This window comes from Bacteroides sedimenti, assembly GCF_040365225.1.
GTDB classification, from domain to species: Bacteria; Bacteroidota; Bacteroidia; order Bacteroidales; family Bacteroidaceae; genus Bacteroides; species Bacteroides sedimenti.
In genome coordinates this window covers 2,712,602-2,730,987 of sequence record NZ_AP028055.1, presented here as the reverse complement: position 1 = coordinate 2,730,987, position 18,386 = coordinate 2,712,602, and the positions used below count along the sequence as shown (strand labels likewise).

Here is an 18,386-nt window from a genome sequence, read left to right as displayed (position 1 = left end):
TATAAATCATGGGAAAGAATAAGAAAAAAAGAAAGAACCAAGAAAGTGCAAGTGTAGCTATGAATATCGTGAAAGAACAGGAAAGAGTAGTAAAGAATGAAGAGAGTACGTTGGATAATGTTGAAGAGAAGAATGTAAGTGAAAAGGAAATTGATGAACAACAAAATACAGCAGATAACTCTAATGTTGAACTGGATAAGCCTGATACATTTAATGAGAATATAGGCAAAGAGTTTCTGAGATTTAATGTAGTAGATGACGAAACTGGCGAAAGGACAGAACAAAAGAAAAAGATTGCCTTTGTGAAAAACAATAGACCAATTAATATTAAGAAAGTAGATGGCTTCATTGCAATAATCGCCAGTGGAAAATATGAAAAGGCATATCCTATCATAGTCGTTAATGCTAAGAAGCTTATTGAAGCTGGCTATGAAGTTGTAAGCATTAATGGTAATATATTGACAGAAGAAGAGGCTGAAAACTACTTTGTAATCCTTGATGGGCAGCACAGGTCTGTAGCATTTGCTAAACTATTTGCAACAGGGGAATATGATGGAGTAATCCCTAATGTTCACGTTAGAGATATTGAGAATGTTGGTGAATATCTGGTAGATATAAATAATGTTGGCAGCAGCTGGGATAAAAAAGAAAAATTGATTGTAACATCTTTAACCGCAAAAGAACAACTATTCAAAAGTGTAGCAAATTTATTAAATGAGGGCTTTAACCCGTCTACCACAATATTGATTTACACAAGTAAGAATCTACCTCAGAAGCAGATTGATAATGCATTAAAGGGGAGTGAAGTAACTTTTCCTAAAGGTACTAAAATAGATATTGAAAGAGGAGATAAGTTTGTAAATTTATGTAAAGCTGCTAATATGGATGTTTCCTTTATTACTAAACGTTACTTCATAAAAGGTTTTAATAGCTTTGCTAGCTCAACAACAGAAAAGAGGGCTTTTAATGCATTAGACAAATTAAAATGTTTAAATCTTGATAACAGTAAGTTGAAATCAATCAAAGATGAGTTGGATTTTGTAGAAATGCTTAAAGAAGCATCTAAAAAATGATTTTAAATCAAAGGGAAAGCCAATGTGACAGGTTGGCTTTTCTACTCAAATTTTTAGGGTTTGCCATTTAAGCCTTATATAATACCTAGAAAACCTAAGTTTTATGACTTCAACCGCTTGTCCTAAAACTTGAGCTACTGGTAGTACTTGTAAACGATCAAATTTAATGAAATAAGGAAAATTGACCCTATACTGGTTGAAGCTTATGAGGTACTTGGAAAAAAAGCTATTGAGGAGGCGAATTATTCGGAGAAGCAAATGAAGGAGGTTCTTATTCTTAAGCAAATGAAATGCAATTCTACTGTTCAATTAATCAAAAACAGTTTTAGAACAGGATATAAATACAAGTGTTCAGATATTGTGTTTGAATTCAACAGAATCTTTGAAATACTGAAAATTCACCCTAATAAACCTATCCGTGGTGAAACTATAAGAGATTATTTTGATGCAGACCCTTGCAAAATTGGAAAAAAGAGAGAACGTGGTTATTTACTGAATGCTCCATTACTATAAATACGGTAGGACAAATCTATATAATGGTTAGCTGTTTTAAACCCAAATTAGAGTTTGTCCTACCCTACAATTCATCTATTACAAAACTTTTTCCTTATTTTTTAAGGATGAGGTTTTAACATTTGTTCACTTACCTAAATCTTTGTACCTTTGGGTAAAACCTACAAAGATACTTCTTTACAGATTCCCAAAGTACATAAAATTTCCCTTCTATTTTTTTCTTACTTAATCCCACTAAAGATGCAGGAATACACTTACGAACAAATCAGAGAAAAAGCCCTCAAACAGGGAGCAAAAGATAACAAAGTTCATATTGGATTATGAGCAAGTCTTAACAATTATATGAAAACAAGAAGACAGATAAATGGCAAGGTTTTGACAATTTACCTAAAATTACAAGACCTTGCTTATTAATCAAGCAAAAGATGGAAATTAGAACCAAATAAGATTAGATTTTGCAGATGTGCTTATTTACCTCTTGGGACGTGTGCTTATTCACCTTTCGAGTGCGTGTTTATTCACCTCCTGTCTACATTCCTTATACTACATTCCATTAAGACCATTGAAAGATTCTGGCGAACTTTCAAAAGTAACCCATTAATAACAATACAATTAAACAACTACATGTGGCTATATAATGAGAAATTATACAACAAGCTCAGAGAGCTTAGGAAAATCAACAGATTATCTTCTTCTAAAATGAGATTCTTACTAAATACCAACAAAATTATCTTAATTAAACATACTGAGCGTTTGCCTTATGAGTTACGAAAGACTACCATTTAAAAGTTACACTGTAATGAGTAATAATTTGATTCAGGAATTAAGATGTGCAGATGTTTACAGAACATACGTTTTACTACTAACTGCTGATAAAACCGCCTTAAATACAGACACCACTTTAGATCAATTAGCTTATTTTGTTGGAGAAAAAGTTACTAACTATAAAGGAGGTAGCAATTCGGAGTCGTTTAATGATAAATTGAAAGCGACAGGAGAAGTCAAGATCAATAAGATCGACAGTGGTCGTAAAGACAGAAGCAGGAATGAATACATCTTCAATCCTGTAAAAGAACAACATTACAGACGAATTGATAGAGCCTTCTATGATGAATATAACACTTTAGATTTAAAGCTAAGGGGATTTTTGCTAAAACTATTCAGTGCAGCGGAGCCTCATAGTTGCATCATTAAACTGTCAATGAGAAAACTGGAAGAATTAATCCACATGAATCACAATACTATATCCTCTTATATTAAACAGCTAAAAGAATTAGATTTGCTCGATGAATTTGGCGATTGGAAGATACTAAAAGTGGAAAGCTTCATAATTGACTTGCCAAAGGATAAGTTTGTAGAAGAAACTATGGCTGGCTTCGATAATATGATAGCAAATAATGAAAGCAAGGGGGGGCCTATTTCCAGAGAATGCATGATTTATAAGAAGTACAAAAAGAAGAATTTTGAGGGAATTGGAAATATGCATGCCTTTATGAAATCACTGCTATCAGGATTCGTTGGGAAGAAGCAGAAAAAGAAGGAAAAAGAACCTATTACTATTATACTGTAATAATTCAAAACTCCAGATCAGCAAAAAGGTCTGGAGCTTTTTCTATACTCATATAAGTTTACTACATTACAAGAATTAGGATTGTTTAGTAGTTCTAATAAATGACATTATCATTAGTAGCCAGTCAGTTTTACATTGCGATTGATATCTTTATCAGCATTGTAGAATACCCTATCAGCATTGATAAATTCAACATTCCTTTCAACACAGATCTTACGTAGTTCTTTTAAATAAGCTAGATACAATTCCTTCTGTTCCTCTATCTTCTTTGAGCTAGTAAGTTTTGTAAAGCTATCAATTCCTAAAATTCTACATACCCTCTGGTCAATGATCTGATAAATATTAGGATTCTTGAAACGGAGAATTGTAGAGGCCATAGCTAACCGAATGCCGTCCGTTCTAAGTAACCCATCCAAAATCTCCAATGTCAAATTCTCATTCAGTTCTGAATCTGTAGGTTTGACCTGGTTAATTTTATCCAGAGTTTCTTCGTCAATGTGGAAATATCTGTTCAGCTTCCATAATGCAATTCTGTTTATCTGAAATTCATCAAAGTCCTCAGAATACTCATCTAGCTGCTTGGTTAAATTTACTTGATAATCATACTTATAATATTCCTCTTTTAACTCAAAGCCTTCATCAGACACAGTTTTTATACTCTCCATATTCTATCAGTTTATATTAGCTGCAAGTTAAGAAGAAAATTCTGATAATGAACTCTACAAATAAGATATCCTACTATTTGTTTACATTAGAATGCCTCAAACGCCACTATAGTACATATAAAGCCCCCTCCTACGTTTAAAAGGAAAAATCAATTATATGAGTGAGGGAGTACCGCACCCCCAAGAAGAACATTATTTCCAGAACAAAAAACTATCCTCCAAACTTCCTGAAGGTTTTAGTAAGGCTAAATACTATTCGCAGTTTCCTTATAAATGCAGCAATTTATTCACTGCTAAAATGGTTTTAGTCAATCCAATTCAATCAGTAAATCAATTTAAAATTATTCATCATGGAAGCATTACAGATTATCGCCAACAATGGCACAGTTAGGAGAGCAAGTAGTTTTAATGAGTACGCAGAAGATGCACAGATTATCACAGATGAACCCATTATAAGGAAAGCTAATCATTTCATAGAGGCAAATACACAAGAAGTAACATTACAGCACCTTGTAAAAGACTGCATTATTCCTGTGTTTAGCAAGGACAACGAATTAACAATCTCTCATCCACAATTTATAGAAACGGTCTATGACGCAGCACAGAGTTTCTTTAGTAGGGAGAGAATTGAGCAACCAGAGATCAGGACTTCACATGTGGTAAAAGGTCGCATTCCACAAGCAATTCACAAACCTGCTAACCAATTATTAGAATCTGATAAGACTATATACTATGAACGAGCAGCTTTTAGCATTGATATTCCAACCGTTTATGAGACAGTTGAAGGAAATAGGCTAAACTTATCAGTTACGGGAGTACGAGCCTTCAATAGAGAGTCTCTTTTTAGTAAGAAGTCAGCAGAACGTTTTTCTGTTGCTATTGGTTTCAAGAATCAGGTTTGTTGCAATATGTGTGTCAGTACGGACGGATTGAAGAACGATATAAGAGTTACAAGCAGCAGAGATTTATACCAAGCTATTTTGGAACTGTTTAATCAGTACAATCCTGCTAAACATATCCACTTAATGCAATCATTAGGAGATTCTCATTTATCAGAACATCAATTCTGCCAGATTTTAGGAAAGATGAGATTATATCAGTGCTTGCCACAAGGTTACCAGAAACGATTACCTAGAATGTTGCTTACTGATTCACAGATAAACAATGTAGCTAGGTCTTATATCAGTGATGAGAACTTTGGTTCATTAGGGAATGATCTGAATATGTGGAAATTCTACAATCTTTTAACAGGAAGCAATAAGAGTTCATATATAGATTCATTCTTAGACCGTTCTTTGAATGCTACAGAAATTGCACAAGGAATTAATAACGCGCTGCACGGAGATGAACAGTTTAAATGGTTCATTGATTGATTGGTTGGGAGAAGGGTGTCTGTTTAGGCATCCTTCTTCTTTTAAAAGGATATTCACTTCTACTACTAGTGAATATTACACTGATTATTAGCAGATTATATTTCGTCTCCTAATAAACACATTCACTTTCACTTATAAACTTATAATACAGAACATTATGTCACTAAAATATTCAATCACAACAGCCGATTATATAGAATGGGATGAAATGACAAACTTAGTCAGGAAATTGGCTAGAGATGGAGAGTACAAGATGTCTCTTCTTATATCAATTGGCTCTTTCTGGGGATTACGAATTTCAGATATTTTGCTCCTTAGGTGGAATCAGATTCTTAATGTAGAGGAATTTACCATACAGGAAAAGAAAACAGGTAAATCCAGAACTATTAGGATTAATCAGCAATTACAGAAACATATTGCAGATTGCTACGAGCATATCAATCCGATTGGAATTAATGCACCAATCCTTGTAAGTCAGAAAGGTACAGTTTACTCCGTACAGAGAATCAACATCCTTTTAAAAGAGACGAAGAAGAAGTACAAGTTAAAGGTGAAGAATTTCTCTTGCCATTCCCTAAGAAAGACATTTGGCAGACAGGTTTATAATTTGAATGCGGAGAATGGAGAATTAGCCCTTATAAAGCTGATGGAGCTATTCAATCATTCTTCTGTTGCCATTACAAAGAGATACTTGGGATTAAGGCAAGAGGAAATTATGGAAACATACGATTGTCTTAGCTTCTAGAGCTAAATCATTGAACACATTTATAAATGAATAATAAGAAGGATATCTAATGAGACTCCTTCTTATTTAATCAGGTCGTAAATGATAGTAAATCGCTTCAATTAATAAATTTACGCATTAAAGCAGTTTATTACCAAGAACTTACAAGTTCAGGAATTCGAGTTATAACTTCTTTACCAAATAAAGCCTCAGTTAACAAGCCCATGTGTAAAAGGTCAATAATGCGGCATAAATATGATTTGCCCTTTTCCCACCATGTAAAATAATCATCTATGATTAAATAATGATCTATATGAATGCCTAAGGAAGATCTGATTTCCCATAATTCCCAACCATCAAGTTGAGTTTCATATACTCCATCTGCGACTCTACTGCCAAATGTAGTCGTGTAATAATACTCCTTAATTTCCCAAATAGCTTTAGGATTTATAATGGAAGGATAAGCCCCATCAAGCCTTCGAGAAAGAGTCCTTATAGGACCGTTACAATTTCGAATTGAAGTAAGACTACGAGGGTCATAATCACAAACTCTTTCTTCTGAACTTTTTAATTTTAAAGAAGACTCAACTAGCATATTTACTATTCCTGTCAAAAATGCAAAATCGTTCTTATCCCCAGTTTGCTTATTCATTGGCAGAGGACATGAAGGATTCAATTCCCTTTTTAATTCGTCGAAAAGACTTTTAGCTTCTTCTTTCTCCATTAACTTTGATTTAACAAATTGCAAAGCACCACTTCTATATTGCAAATAAGCAATAATCTCATTGCCCAACTGAGTCCACTTATCATCATTAATCAGACCTGAACAGTCTAAGCCTTCTTGAGCGTAAACTCTTTTAACATCATCAATAGTCGGTACTATTCCTTGTGGATCAGGATTCTTTTTACTTTTAGTTTCAACATACCCTAATTTCTGATTCAGTAATCTTATATTAGCCCAGAAATCTAAAGGTTTACCTAAAAACGATTCATTTGCTCTCATTTATTCTATTTTGAAGTTCCTTTACAAAATCGACCATATCACAATTTAGAGCATGGCATATACTTCTTAATTCGATTATGTCTATTCTTCTTTCTCCATTTTCAATTTTGCTAATATATGACTGAGGTACATTCATTCTCTTAGCAAGCTCTAGTTGAGTAAAGCCAGCATTTAATCTTAAACTGTACAAAAGTTGAAGCAAAAGATTATATTCCTTAGTATGCGTCGATTTATTCATTGTTCAAATGTAATTACTAAATTACAATATCCCATTTTGGGATATCTGAATAGAATCATTATCTTTGCACTAAAAATAGAAAAATGGATACTCCCAGATATATACCTCCAAAAAATCAACTTTTAAAGTGGGTAGGAAATAAGCAAAAATTTGCACTTGAGATAACAAAATATTTCCCTCCTAATTTTGATACGTTTTATGAACCATTTCTAGGAAGTGGGGCAATTATAGCAACTGTAGCGCCTAAAAAAGGAGTTGGTTCTGATGTTTTTACTCCTTTAATGGATATATGGGAAAAGCTATCATATGCTCCCAATGAACTTATTAATTGGTACAAGGAGAGGCGTGATTTAATCACAGAAGAAAACAAAGTAGATATATATGCACAAATAAGAGACTCATATAACAAGAACCCTAATGGGGCAGATTTTCTTTTTCTTTCAAGAGCCTGTTATGGAGGGATTATAAGATTTAGAAAATCAGATGGTTACATGTCTACCCCTTGTGGAGCACACAAGCCAATTCCTGTCGCAAACTTCGAGAGAAGAGTTAATGAATGGCGTGAAAGGTTAAAGAATGTTTCATTCAAATCGATGGATTATAGAGAGGCTTTTTCTTTAGCCCAAAAAGGGGACTTTATTTACTGTGATCCACCTTATTCACATAGTCAAAGCATATTATATGGAGCACAGGAATTTAAATTGGAAGAACTCTTTGAAGAAATAGAACACGCAAAATCTAAAGGAGTGAAAGTTGCATTAAGCATTGATGGAAAGAAGAAATCAGGAGCTAAAACATGCGATTTACCAATTCCTCCAGATTTATTTGAAAAAGAAATATTCATCAACTGTGGGAGTTCCATGCTAAAAAGGTTTCAAATAGAAGGAAGTACTTTGCAAAACGAGAATGTTTCAGACAGACTTCTCCTAACTTATTAAAGTAAATTTGGGAGAAAAATATTAGAGCTTCACATCAAAATATGTGAGGCTTTTTATTTGTTAACTAACCTTCTTAGAGTACGTCTATCAATATTGCATTTCAACTGCCTTTACACACAAGGGTATTTATCCCAGCTTTCTTCTAAAAACTAGTCCTCATTACATCGGCAAACTTGCTTTAGAACAAACCATTTAAAGCATAGAATTATGAGTAACATTTATAAGGTCAGCGAGGTTAAGATAATCTACCATCCCAAAGTGAAAGCATCAGAACGTTTAAGAGTTTACAGCTCCGCAGACGTTTACAAGCTACTAATTGACAACTTCTATGACAAAGACACCATAGAACACAAGGAGTCATTCAAAGTCGTACTACTAAATCAAGCCAACAAGGTTCTTGGAGTGACAAGCATTTCAGAAGGAGGAATATCTGAGACAACAACAGACATACGAATTATATTACAAGCCGCTATTCTATCTAATGCGTCCGGAATTATTCTTTCTCATAACCATCCATCAGGAAATATTCAACCAAGTGGAGATGACAACCGTTTAACCCAGAGGGTTAAAGAAGCTGCCAATATTATGAAAATAAGCTTACTAGATCATCTAATTATAAGCAATGAGGCTTACTACAGCTTTACTGATGAAGGACTGATTTGATAAATTTTCACTTTTCCTTTTCTAAACAAACGCTTTTCTCTATATTTGTACCAATTCCGAAAGCGGAAGTACATTTTTAGAGAATACGAAGCGTTTAACATATTATCCTTGTTCAGAAAATCGCCAAATTTTAGAACAATCCAAGGATAGTAGGGACAAACGTTCACGTTCATTGCGCATACCCTTTTCTTAAGGATATACAATATGGGCGTGGGCTGTTTCTATTGTTTGGATTGTGGGTGTTTGGCGATACCTCTGGACAGATGATAGGGCAGTTCCCACGCCTTCGTTGTGTTTAATCGCTAACCAAGGGAACAGTTAGCAAATAAATCCTTTATAAGAAAAATACAATTACCATCCTATTACACACGCGAATAAAAGGCATACAACTACCTAGTTGTAAGTTCCCTGCTTATTAATACTAACGCCTACCAGAGGGAACAGGAAGGCTATATAATTACAACAACATGCAAAAAGATGATTTTACAATGGGAACTATAGTTCTTATAGGCATTTCAATAGGAGCAATTATTGCCTACTGCCTATTCTTCTAACAAACTTAAAACAATTACAAACAGAAATACTATGCCAATAAAACAGTACTCAGTTCCATGGGTTTTCATCCCTACATTAGAAGAGAAAGCTAAATACTATTTGATTCTGGAAATATCCGCAATGATTAGACATTTCTTACAAATTCATGGGTGTCCAGAAGATTCAGGACCTCGTAATCATATACAAAGGGTAAAGAAAGAGATTAATATTAGTGAACGTTTATTTGAAGATGTTGCATCTCAAAACGATCTAGACCATATAGAACTTCTATATAAGTTGAAGTGGTGTTTGACAAGTTCACGCCAAAAAAGATATTGTAAAGACGTGATTAATTCAATGGCATTTTACATCAGCAATCAAGCAATGGATAGTTTTGTTACATATAAACTCAACGAATTTATAGATGGTGAGGTTGAACATACTTTATAATGTGTGTTTTAAGAGTTCATTCAAAACAGCTTAACTCACCTTGTTCTAATAGCAAATAGAAAATAAGAAGCATTCAACAATCTTGTTGTTAGTTCCCATGCTTTGTAATTACTTTAACGCCAACTTGAGGGAACAGGTAGGCACAGATCAAATTTATAATGAAAACAGTTAGATTATTTACAACCCTAGTAATGGTTGTTTTGTGTGTTGGTTTTACATCTTGTAGCAAAAGTGACGATGAACCTAGTAGCAATAATACTGCAATCGTAGGAACTTGGGCAGAGGATTCATCAGTAGAGCAGTATGTTTACACGTTCAATTCAGACGGCACAGGTAAATGGGAAGTTTACAATGGCACAACATTGGATAAATCCACATCATTAACTTATAAGGTCAGTGGAACTGCATTAACTATTACAGGTGGAGGTGAAACAAGTGCAATGACAATTAAGGAACTCACTGAGACAAAATTAACTTTAACTTCTACTTACGTAGAGAACGGGAAAACTCAGACAGATACTTTTGTCCTATATAAGCAAAGTAAACAGTAAAAATTCATTCTACATTTATAAGGAGACGGCAGGCGAAGCAATTCATTTGCTGTCTTTCTTCATTTATATAGTGACTTTTACTATAGCTAAGAATGATAATGCTAATAAATGGCTACCTTTACAGAATTGGTAAGGAATTTGGGATCTCTGTTTTATATGCCTTCAAGGATTCTGTACCAATATTGAATTTAGAATTAAACAATTAAATTATTAATCAATCTTGATTTTACAGCTTCAGTTAAACTGAGAGTTAAACCAGAGAAATAGTGGCATGCAAAATGTCTATTACGAAGAATAAGGATGCCTAGGCTGACACGAGGATTGCTCTATCAAGGATGCCCGGATGGTGGAATGGTAGACACGAAGGACTTAAAATCCTTTGGCTATTGCAGCTGTGTGGGTTCAAGTCCCACTTCGGGTACACAGTAAGTCGGAAGCTCTGTAAATCATTGATTTACGGAGCTTTTGCTTTTATATTTCCTTCGAAATAATAATCTTTTTAGGGTTATACCGAATTCTGAGAATCTCATAGCAAAATCAACCCAATTCGCTGTTACAATCTTATGGTGAAATGCTATGTAAATATTTTTAGTGGCAGTGTGGCAGTGAAAACATTCTTTTTATCGTTCTGTAAATCGTAATTGCAAAAAAATCTTTTTGAAGATTTTTCAATTTACATTTTTCAGAAAGCTAAAAAGCATTCTTTTGCTACCACCTCTACCACCCAGGTGGCTAATACTATAGTAGTATATTTCTGTATATCTGCACTATAAATATAAAAGACAACCCAAATCAGTTTTATAGATAAATTAGTCAACCCATTAGGTTCTTCGTCACTTTAGTTGAAGGTTATATCTTTGTACTTATTTTGATTCCAAATACACACATAACACTTTTTAATGTGTGCATTTATCATTTCGTACATGTTTAATAGTTAGGATATTAGGCGTATATTTTGCATTTTTATATCGCCAAACAGAAAGAACAAAGCAATGCCTAAATATCCTAACAAGAACAAATATAACAATAAAACCCTAAAACCGAGTTTTAGAACAACTGAAACTTTTTCCGATACAATACACCCCTTCAACGAAATTTTCAAATCTTCAATGCTTCATGTTGAATCATTAAGGGTTATAGACACAGAAATTATTTTATATTTAAAATCCTCAAAAACATTTGGTGTTTGCCCATATTGTGGAGCGATAAGTTATAAGGTGCATAGTGTTTATGCCCGTACTCTGAGAGATTTGCCTGTTCTAAACCATAAAGTCAGTATATTTTTTCAAGCCCGTAAGTTTTTCTGCAAGAATACAATTTGTTCGAAGAAAACTTTTGCGGAACAACCCGGAGATGAAATATGCAGATATAGAAGGCGCACTAAACGTTGTGAAACTATTATTGGTAATCTTGGAGTAAGAATGTCCGCCATAAATACCGGGGTATCATTGAAATCAATGCAAATCCCGGTGAGTCCCAGCACGGTTCTGAGAACAATCTATCGGATGGATATACCTGATTGTGGAGTCATAACAACTCTTGGTGTAGATGATTGGGTTTTTCGCAAGGGAGTAACTTATGGGAGTATTCTTGTTGATTTAAAGACGAGAGACGTAATTGATTTGCTTGCTGACAGAGAAACGGAGAGCTTTGAATGTTGGATAAGAAAACATTCCGATGTAAATCTGGTCAGCCGTGACCGGTCCACGAATTATTCTTCGGCTATAGCAAATACAGGGAGAGATATAGCGGAAGTTGCCGACAGATTTCATTTAGTAAAGAATATGCTTGATTGTGTTACCAAAATAATAATCGATAATTATTCGGATTATAGAAAAGCAATTCGCCCGGAAGAAGTACCTATGAATAAAACTCCATTAGAGAAACTAGAGGGAATCACAGAAATGGCCACCGAAATAGAGCAAAAAACCGATTCTAGAATAAACATGTTTAATGAAGTGAAAGAACTACAGTCTAAAGGTTTTAAGATTAATGCAATAGCAAGAAGATTGCACATCGCCAGACAAACGGCCCGTAAATACATGCAGTATGAAACACTTCCTATAAGAAGAAGCAGTCCAAGGAATGAATATTATAAGTTTGATCAATATGTAGAGAGTGAATGCGCCAAAGGAAAAACATTAAAAAGCACTTATAAGGATGTCGTAAATAAAGGTTTTACAGGGGGCCTTAGTCCGTTTTATTACCATTACAGGCATCTTTGCTGAAAAAGAGAAAAGAAAACAGGATGTATCAGAAAGGATAAACCGGTTGACAAGCGAGAACCATTAATACCTGTAAAAACTATATCCGCTGTTGTTTTCAAAAGCATACGAGAATACAAATTGAATGAAAAAGATAAAGATTTAATGAGCATATTGATGGGGCTGAAATGGTTTGAATCTTTATATAGAGCAGCCGAATCATTCTATAAAACAATCATGGGTAACAAAGCTGAATTGTTGGATCAATGGATTGAAAAACATAAAAATACAACTCTATCTAAGTTAAGAACATTTATCATAGGAATAAAATTAGATATTAAAGCTGTAAGAAATACTATCATTTACCCAATATCAAATGGAATTGTTGAAGGATTTGTGAATAAGCTTAAAGCTATAAAAAGAATAATGTATGGAAGAGCCGGATTAGAACTGCTAAAAAGGAAAATGATCCTAACAAATAAAAGCTTTCAACTAAAGTGACGAAGAACCACCCATTACAGAATTTAGAGCAGTATTAGTCAACCCAAAACCATCGACTAGAGAAACAAGGTAATGAGTTAATTCAAACAACACGAAGAGTTACCCCAATCATGTACAAGATTGGGGTAGTTTTTATCGTTGTTTTGATTAGTCTGTCTAGGAGTTTAATTAATTTGTTTTGTAAGAGCTCAATGTTCAATTTGTTAAATGCTAGATTGGTTTGTATTAATTTAGTTCCGGCATTGATATGAAAGGAAAAAGCCCTGACAGACTCTTGTCAATCAAGGCTTTCTACTCAATATTCCGTATTTGCGTAATATCTCAAGTTATCACAGCGTGTACGTGATGGTTTAAATGATTACCTTAGTGGTTTTTACAATCTTTCCATCAGCCTTTACTTTAACGATGAACAAACCTTTCAGGTTGCCGGTTTCCATCTTGTTACTGTCGGATTGTGATTTAACAATCTGGCCTAATGTGTTGTAAAGTTCAATTTCGGTAGCATTAATACCTTCAACAGATAGGATTCCTGAATTGAATACAATCTTAATTTTGTTGTTTTCGGTGTTTTGTATGCCAGTTTGAGTGAAGACATCTTTAACGGTATATTTGCCAAAGCCGTTTGTGGCCGAAATTGCAAATATCTCAACGTCCTTGTTGACTCTTCTAACAACTATATCTCCCGAACCGTTAGGGTTTGCAGAAAAACCTAATGATGGAGTTGTAGCAATAACTGCTGCTTTACTTAAATCGCCGTCGGGAACTTTTAAAATATCAACTCTTTCGAGCGCTGTTTCGGCTGTAGTAGCAGTTAAACTATATTTAAAATAAGCGATATATTCATCTGTTCCCTCTGTTCCTATATAGCGTACTGTGTGTCCCGGAAATGATACAACGCTTGCAAGCGAGCTGCTAAGTACTTCTCCTGTTGCAGAATGCTTTACTATCTGCAATCCGCCGTCCTTAAAATATAGACCTCCATCCGGTCTTAAGCCTACGGTTGGGTTCGAGTTATTAGCACTAACGTCAAATAATTCAGTAGGTGTATTATTGAATATATACGAGCCTGGATTGCTAGTATCTGGCATCATTGACCAGCATAATACTTTTGTGGTTCCAAGAACCCTGTTTACTGCATATACTTTTGCTGTGCCGGTTGTGTAATTGCCTGAAATGGTGATGTTGTCGCCGTATCTGCCCGATGTGAAGGTGTAAGATAGTGCAACGGTAGGGGTGGATGTTTCATTATCCCATTTATATACTTTGAAGTTTCCGGGCATCACCATGTTGGTAACCAGTAGTTTTCCATCTTCGGTCACTTCACCGTCGTTCACAGCAAATTTAACTGTAGCATCAGTAGTGATGACGTCTCCAGTTGGTAATGAGCCTACATAGTTCCCGTCGGAGGAATTATAAACCAAGACTTTCGGTGTGCCGCCAGCTCTTGTCACAATGAAAACGCGGTCGTTACCATTCACTGTTCCGACTGCGAAGTTTCTTGTTGTGTTGTCGAGTAATGTGGCTCCTCCGTCTGGAAGTGTCGGAGGATTGCCGCTACTGTTACTGATCGACCAGTTTGTTGTAACTGTTTGAGCTGTCATTGCAACTCCAATGCATACCATGGCTAATGATAGTGTAATTTTTTTCATGCGATTTAGTTTTAAATTAAACATATATGTAAGTTCGAAAACTTCAAAATGTACAGCTTATCTGATTATTTTATAAAATATACTTAGCTAAATAAAACTTGCAATAACATGGTGCACAGCTAATAACGACTTTTAGTAAATGTGATGTATAAAGATGAGTGTTTTTTATGTAATTAGGAAATAAACAGAATTATTTAACATACCATTTGCTGAAAATAAAAATATTTCCTCTATTCTGTTGTTTCTCAGTTGATAAGCAACTTGTACTTTGTTTTTATATGTTGAGAAGAACAATATCAGTTTCTCAATCCTTGTCTTAGGAAAAGACTTCCTGTTATAATCAGGGCAACAGACAATCCTGTATAAAAAACTGAGATAAAAGAGGAAGGTAAAAGCTGGTATTTCCGGATTGATATTCCAAGTGAAATCATAAAAGTCATGATAATCCATCCTTTTATATCAAAGAATGAAAAGAGGCAGTTGTTGTTATTCTTCTGACTTATCCTTAGGGAATGTTTCCTATATAGTTTTAAAAATACAAGATAAAAAAACAGAAAAAAGACAGTTGTTGCCTCCCCTAGCTTGAATGCCCAGTTTTGAATATCAAGTAGCCAAGTGGAAATGCCAATCTTTAAAATATTTATTCCGGCAATGATCCATACTGCTCCTGCAGTAAAGAACAATGTGCGGTTGCTTACTTTGAAAATCATCAATTTCTTATTTTTGCAGATATATAATAGGGCAAAGAAAGTGTATTATTGCTGTTTCTTACAAATATAAACGGTTAAATATTCTTTTTTCGATAGTGAAACTTGTTTCTTACCGTAAGTCATTTCGTTTGTTAACGAACGTCTTCCTATCTCATTTATGGTGTTTTTAAAAGGTGATTGCGGTTGTTAATTTAGGCGGTGAATAAACGAACAAATGCAGATCATTAATGTTACATATATAGAGGTGTTACTTTAAAACTCAATTATCATGGAGAAGAAGAAGATGAGTAATCTCGGGAAATTCATTACCAGAATAATGCCGAATTATGGGGGAGAAAAATTGCCGCATTCGGTACTTCCCGAGCCAGGAAAAACAAATAATCCGGTTGTCCCCAAGTTAGGTAAATCAAGCATGCACGAACGGTTTGGAGACCGAATCAAGCACCTCATGTTTAAGCCAGGTAAGACAAATATGGTGGCTTGTAAAGGGCGGCATGCACATAAAGCTTGAATAAGGTTTAGCGAGGCGTTTGTCTCGCTAATTTTTATATTTCTCAGAATCCAACGAAAAGCGTTTCTGTTGACAAAAAATCCTCTTATTATGCTGCATTCTTTGAAGAAATGCGCTATAATAAGAGGATCTATATTTTGAGCTTATCCAATTAAAATATAGATTGCCTTATTTAACTGAGGCTGCTCTATATTAAAATAGATGGGATATTACTTCTCTTCTTTTTTAGGAGGACGTGGAGTCAGAACTTTCTTTGAAAGTTTGAATTTACCAGTCTTAGCATCGATGTCAATCAACTTCACGTCGATTTCGTCGCCTTCTTTAATACCAGCTTCTTCTACTGTTTCAAGACGTTTCCAGTCTATTTCAGAGATGTGAAGCAATCCGTCTTTTCCAGGAAGGAATTCAACGAATGCACCATAAGGCATGATAGAACGAACCTTACCTTTGTACACTTCTCCAATCTCTGGTACCGCCACAATGCCTTTAATTAAACGCATAGCGCTGTCGATAGAAGCCTTATTTGTGCCTGAAACTTCAATCTTTCCAACGCCTTCAACTTCTTCAATTGTGATGGTTGCACCAGTCTCTTCCTGCATTCCCTGAATAATTTTTCCACCCGGGCCTATTACAGCACCGATGAATTCTTTAGGAATAGTAAGCGTTTCAATACGTGGAGCATGATCTTTCAGGTCGGCACGTGGTTCTTGGATGGTTTCAACAATCTTGCCAAGAATGTGCATGCGTCCGTCTCTTGCCTGATTCAGCGCTTTTTCAAGGATTTCGAATGAAAGTCCATCTACCTTGATGTCCATTTGAGTAGCAGTGATACCGTCTTTAGTTCCGGTAACCTTGAAGTCCATATCTCCCAAGTGGTCTTCATCACCTAAGATATCAGACAATACAGCAAATTTCTCTTCGCCTGCATTTTTAATTAATCCCATTGCGATTCCAGATACCGGTTTTTTAATCTTCACACCTGCATCCATTAATGCCAGTGTTCCGGCACATACGGTTGCCATGGAAGAGGAACCGTTTGATTCAAGAATCTCAGATACTATACGGACTACATAAGGATAGTTTTCAGGAATCATTCCTTTAAGGGCTCTGTGAGCCAAGTTTCCGTGACCAATTTCGCGACGACCTACACCACGTTGTGGTCTTGCTTCGCCGGTAGAGAATGGTGGGAAATTATAATGTAAAAGGAAACGTTCTTTTCCACGAGCCAGTACATCGTCAACGATCTTTTCATCAAGCTTGGTACCTAAGGTAACTGATGTTAGTGATTGTGTTTCGCCACGAGTAAAGATTGCAGATCCGTGAGGGCCTGGAAGATATCCAATTTCGCTCCAAATAGGACGAATTTCAGTTGTTTTTCTTCCGTCAAGACGTTTGCCCTCATCCAGGATGCAACGGCGCATTGCTTCTTTTTCTACATCGTGGTAATAACGGTCAATCAATGCTCCCTTTTCAGCTAATTCTTCTTCGCTGAGCTGAGCTTTAAATTCTTCGCGGATTGCATTGAATGCATCTTCGCGTTCATGTTTGTTCTTGTTTCCAGAAGCAGCAATTGCATAAGACTTTTCATAGCATGCATCATGAACAGCTTTACGAAGATCTTCATCATTCACTTCGTGACAATATTCGCGTTTTACTGTTTTGCCTACGGCTTCAGTCAATTCCATCTGAGCTTTACAATGAACCTTGATTGCTTCATGGGCTACTTTCATAGCATCCAGAAGCTCGGCTTCAGAAACCTCTTTCATTTCACCTTCAACCATCATGATGTTGTCGTAAGTTGCAGCCACCATAATGTCCATGTCTGCTTTTGCAAGCTGTTCGAATGTTGGGTTGATTACAAATTGACCATCGATGCGTGCTACACGTACCTCAGAGATTGGGCCGTTGAAAGGAATGTCAGATACAGCTAATGCTGCGGAAGCTGCAAGACCAGCTAATGCGTCGGGCATATCTACGCCATCTGCAGAGAAAAGGATGATATTTACAAATACCTCGGCGTGGTAGTTGTCTGGAAATAATGGGCGGAGAGCACGGTCGACTAAGCGACAAGTCAGGATTTCATTATCCGACGCTCTTCCTTCTCTTTTTGTAAAACCTCCGGGAAAACGACCAAAGGCTGCATATTTTTCTTTATACTCTACCTGTAAAGGCATGAAATCTGTTCCGGGAACTGCATCTTTAGCGGCACAAACAGTAGCAAGCAACATGGTGTTTCCCATGCGAAGCATAACAGAACCGTCTGCCTGTTTTGCCAATTTTCCCGTCTCGAGTGTGATGGTTCTTCCATCTCCTAACTCGATTGTTTTAACAATTGGGTTGATCATAAAAATTGTTTTATCTATTTCTTTCTTTCAAAATTACCGCAAAGATATACAATTCTTATTCTAAGACAGTGGAAATGAGCGAAAAAGTTACTTCAGATCCATTTTTTTTCATTTTTTAAAGAGAAGATACCATGTAAATGCTTTGCTTAAACGTGAAAAGAACTATATTTG

At 35.4% G+C, this 18,386-nt stretch carries 18 protein-coding genes, 1 tRNA gene and 1 pseudogene; 14 read left to right on the top strand and 6 right to left on the bottom strand.

What is annotated here, in order from left to right; all coding sequences use genetic code 11:
* The first annotated feature begins 8 nt into the window (after positions 1-8).
* Together ABWU87_RS10940 and ABWU87_RS10935 are read left to right on the top strand one after the other, a co-directional pair.
* On the top strand, positions 9-1,073 hold the full coding sequence (locus tag ABWU87_RS10940) for a hypothetical protein (RefSeq protein ID WP_353330663.1): 1,065 nt from the start codon (positions 9-11) through the stop codon (positions 1,071-1,073).
* 1,273 nt (positions 1,074-2,346) lie between these two features.
* Positions 2,347-3,156 (top strand): hypothetical protein, encoded by an 810-nt coding sequence (locus tag ABWU87_RS10935; RefSeq protein WP_353330661.1) that lies wholly within the window; start codon positions 2,347-2,349, stop codon positions 3,154-3,156.
* 113 nt (positions 3,157-3,269) lie between these two features.
* On the opposite strand, the gene ABWU87_RS10930 is transcribed toward ABWU87_RS10935, so the two are convergent.
* Positions 3,270-3,821 carry a hypothetical protein gene (locus tag ABWU87_RS10930; RefSeq protein ID WP_353330660.1) on the bottom strand — a complete coding sequence of 184 codons (552 nt, stop codon included), beginning with the start codon at positions 3,819-3,821 and terminating at the stop codon, positions 3,270-3,272.
* A gap of 157 nt (positions 3,822-3,978) precedes the next feature.
* On the opposite strand from ABWU87_RS10930, the gene ABWU87_RS10925 reads away from it, so the two are divergent.
* The 3 genes from ABWU87_RS10925 to ABWU87_RS10915 all read left to right on the top strand — a co-directional run bounded on the left by ABWU87_RS10925 (position 3,979) and on the right by ABWU87_RS10915 (position 5,939).
* Complete coding sequence (locus tag ABWU87_RS10925; RefSeq protein ID WP_353330658.1) at positions 3,979-4,212, top strand: hypothetical protein; 234 nt, start codon at positions 3,979-3,981, stop codon at positions 4,210-4,212.
* Positions 4,172-5,194 carry a DUF3871 family protein gene (locus tag ABWU87_RS10920; RefSeq protein WP_353330656.1) on the top strand — a complete coding sequence of 341 codons (1,023 nt, stop codon included), beginning with the start codon at positions 4,172-4,174 and terminating at the stop codon, positions 5,192-5,194. Before ABWU87_RS10925 ends, ABWU87_RS10920 begins: the two co-directional genes overlap by 41 nt.
* A gap of 157 nt (positions 5,195-5,351) precedes the next feature.
* Entirely contained in the window at positions 5,352-5,939 is a 588-nt protein-coding gene (locus ABWU87_RS10915; protein ID WP_353330654.1) for a tyrosine-type recombinase/integrase, read from the top strand.
* A gap of 130 nt (positions 5,940-6,069) precedes the next feature.
* Here the strand turns inward: ABWU87_RS10915 and ABWU87_RS10910 are convergent, their stop codons facing one another.
* On the bottom strand, positions 6,070-6,921 hold the full coding sequence (locus ABWU87_RS10910; RefSeq protein WP_353330652.1) for a DUF7687 domain-containing protein: 852 nt from the start codon (positions 6,919-6,921) through the stop codon (positions 6,070-6,072).
* The gene (locus tag ABWU87_RS10905; protein WP_353330650.1) at positions 6,908-7,159 is read right to left on the bottom strand and encodes a helix-turn-helix domain-containing protein; all 252 of its coding nucleotides are present in this window, start codon (positions 7,157-7,159) and stop codon (positions 6,908-6,910) included. The genes ABWU87_RS10910 and ABWU87_RS10905 overlap by 14 nt, the downstream gene beginning before the upstream one ends.
* Positions 7,160-7,242: 83 nt before the next feature.
* Between ABWU87_RS10905 and ABWU87_RS10900 the strand changes: the two genes are divergently transcribed.
* The 8 genes and pseudogenes from ABWU87_RS10900 (at position 7,243) to ABWU87_RS10865 (ending at position 13,000) form a co-directional block, all read left to right on the top strand.
* Positions 7,243-8,097, top strand: coding sequence for a Dam family site-specific DNA-(adenine-N6)-methyltransferase (locus ABWU87_RS10900; RefSeq protein WP_353330648.1), 855 nt, complete (start codon positions 7,243-7,245; stop codon positions 8,095-8,097).
* A gap of 207 nt (positions 8,098-8,304) precedes the next feature.
* Entirely contained in the window at positions 8,305-8,760 is a 456-nt protein-coding gene (locus ABWU87_RS10895) for a JAB domain-containing protein (protein WP_353330646.1), read from the top strand.
* 585 nt (positions 8,761-9,345) lie between these two features.
* A complete protein-coding gene (locus tag ABWU87_RS10890; protein WP_353330644.1) occupies positions 9,346-9,744 on the top strand; it encodes a hypothetical protein in 399 nt (132 codons plus the stop codon).
* A gap of 158 nt (positions 9,745-9,902) precedes the next feature.
* Entirely contained in the window at positions 9,903-10,295 is a 393-nt protein-coding gene (locus ABWU87_RS10885; protein ID WP_353330642.1) for a lipocalin family protein, read from the top strand.
* 337 nt (positions 10,296-10,632) lie between these two features.
* Positions 10,633-10,716: transfer RNA gene (locus ABWU87_RS10880), tRNA-Leu, on the top strand.
* Between the two features lie 571 nt (positions 10,717-11,287).
* A pseudogene (locus tag ABWU87_RS10875) lies at positions 11,288-11,596 on the top strand (transposase family protein); the annotation flags it as partial.
* Between the two features lie 120 nt (positions 11,597-11,716).
* The gene (locus ABWU87_RS10870; RefSeq protein WP_353334457.1) at positions 11,717-12,523 is read left to right on the top strand and encodes a transposase; all 807 of its coding nucleotides are present in this window, start codon (positions 11,717-11,719) and stop codon (positions 12,521-12,523) included.
* A 117-nt stretch (positions 12,524-12,640) separates the two neighbouring features.
* Positions 12,641-13,000: a transposase gene (locus ABWU87_RS10865; RefSeq protein ID WP_353330640.1), complete on the top strand. Its 360-nt coding sequence runs from the start codon at positions 12,641-12,643 to the stop codon at positions 12,998-13,000.
* Between the two features lie 350 nt (positions 13,001-13,350).
* Here the strand turns inward: ABWU87_RS10865 and ABWU87_RS10860 are convergent, their stop codons facing one another.
* Positions 13,351-14,649 carry a T9SS type A sorting domain-containing protein gene (locus ABWU87_RS10860; protein ID WP_353330638.1) on the bottom strand — a complete coding sequence of 433 codons (1,299 nt, stop codon included), beginning with the start codon at positions 14,647-14,649 and terminating at the stop codon, positions 13,351-13,353.
* A gap of 296 nt (positions 14,650-14,945) precedes the next feature.
* Entirely contained in the window at positions 14,946-15,359 is a 414-nt protein-coding gene (locus tag ABWU87_RS10855) for a hypothetical protein (protein WP_353330636.1), read from the bottom strand.
* A gap of 268 nt (positions 15,360-15,627) precedes the next feature.
* On the opposite strand from ABWU87_RS10855, the gene ABWU87_RS10850 reads away from it, so the two are divergent.
* Entirely contained in the window at positions 15,628-15,870 is a 243-nt protein-coding gene (locus ABWU87_RS10850; RefSeq protein WP_353330635.1) for a hypothetical protein, read from the top strand.
* Between the two features lie 209 nt (positions 15,871-16,079).
* Here ABWU87_RS10850 and pnp read toward each other — a convergent pair whose 3' ends face one another.
* Entirely contained in the window at positions 16,080-18,215 is a 2,136-nt protein-coding gene (pnp, locus tag ABWU87_RS10845; RefSeq protein WP_353330633.1) for a polyribonucleotide nucleotidyltransferase, read from the bottom strand.
* Positions 18,216-18,386 lie beyond the last annotated feature (171 nt).

Coding starts and splice junctions, on each gene's coding strand:
- ABWU87_RS10940 (WP_353330663.1), top strand. CDS start 9: ATGGGAAAGAATAAGAAAAAAAGAAAGAACCAAGAAAGTGCAAGTGTA.
- ABWU87_RS10935 (WP_353330661.1), top strand. CDS start 2,347: ATGAGTTACGAAAGACTACCATTTAAAAGTTACACTGTAATGAGTAAT.
- ABWU87_RS10930 (WP_353330660.1), bottom strand. CDS start 3,821: ATGGAGAGTATAAAAACTGTGTCTGATGAAGGCTTTGAGTTAAAAGAG.
- ABWU87_RS10925 (WP_353330658.1), top strand. CDS start 3,979: ATGAGTGAGGGAGTACCGCACCCCCAAGAAGAACATTATTTCCAGAAC.
- ABWU87_RS10920 (WP_353330656.1), top strand. CDS start 4,172: ATGGAAGCATTACAGATTATCGCCAACAATGGCACAGTTAGGAGAGCA.
- ABWU87_RS10915 (WP_353330654.1), top strand. CDS start 5,352: ATGTCACTAAAATATTCAATCACAACAGCCGATTATATAGAATGGGAT.
- ABWU87_RS10910 (WP_353330652.1), bottom strand. CDS start 6,921: ATGAGAGCAAATGAATCGTTTTTAGGTAAACCTTTAGATTTCTGGGCT.
- ABWU87_RS10905 (WP_353330650.1), bottom strand. CDS start 7,159: ATGAATAAATCGACGCATACTAAGGAATATAATCTTTTGCTTCAACTT.
- ABWU87_RS10900 (WP_353330648.1), top strand. CDS start 7,243: ATGGATACTCCCAGATATATACCTCCAAAAAATCAACTTTTAAAGTGG.
- ABWU87_RS10895 (WP_353330646.1), top strand. CDS start 8,305: ATGAGTAACATTTATAAGGTCAGCGAGGTTAAGATAATCTACCATCCC.
- ABWU87_RS10890 (WP_353330644.1), top strand. CDS start 9,346: ATGCCAATAAAACAGTACTCAGTTCCATGGGTTTTCATCCCTACATTA.
- ABWU87_RS10885 (WP_353330642.1), top strand. CDS start 9,903: ATGAAAACAGTTAGATTATTTACAACCCTAGTAATGGTTGTTTTGTGT.
- ABWU87_RS10870 (WP_353334457.1), top strand. CDS start 11,717: ATGTCCGCCATAAATACCGGGGTATCATTGAAATCAATGCAAATCCCG.
- ABWU87_RS10860 (WP_353330638.1), bottom strand. CDS start 14,649: ATGAAAAAAATTACACTATCATTAGCCATGGTATGCATTGGAGTTGCA.
- ABWU87_RS10855 (WP_353330636.1), bottom strand. CDS start 15,359: ATGATTTTCAAAGTAAGCAACCGCACATTGTTCTTTACTGCAGGAGCA.
- ABWU87_RS10850 (WP_353330635.1), top strand. CDS start 15,628: ATGGAGAAGAAGAAGATGAGTAATCTCGGGAAATTCATTACCAGAATA.
- pnp (WP_353330633.1), bottom strand. CDS start 18,215: ATGATCAACCCAATTGTTAAAACAATCGAGTTAGGAGATGGAAGAACC.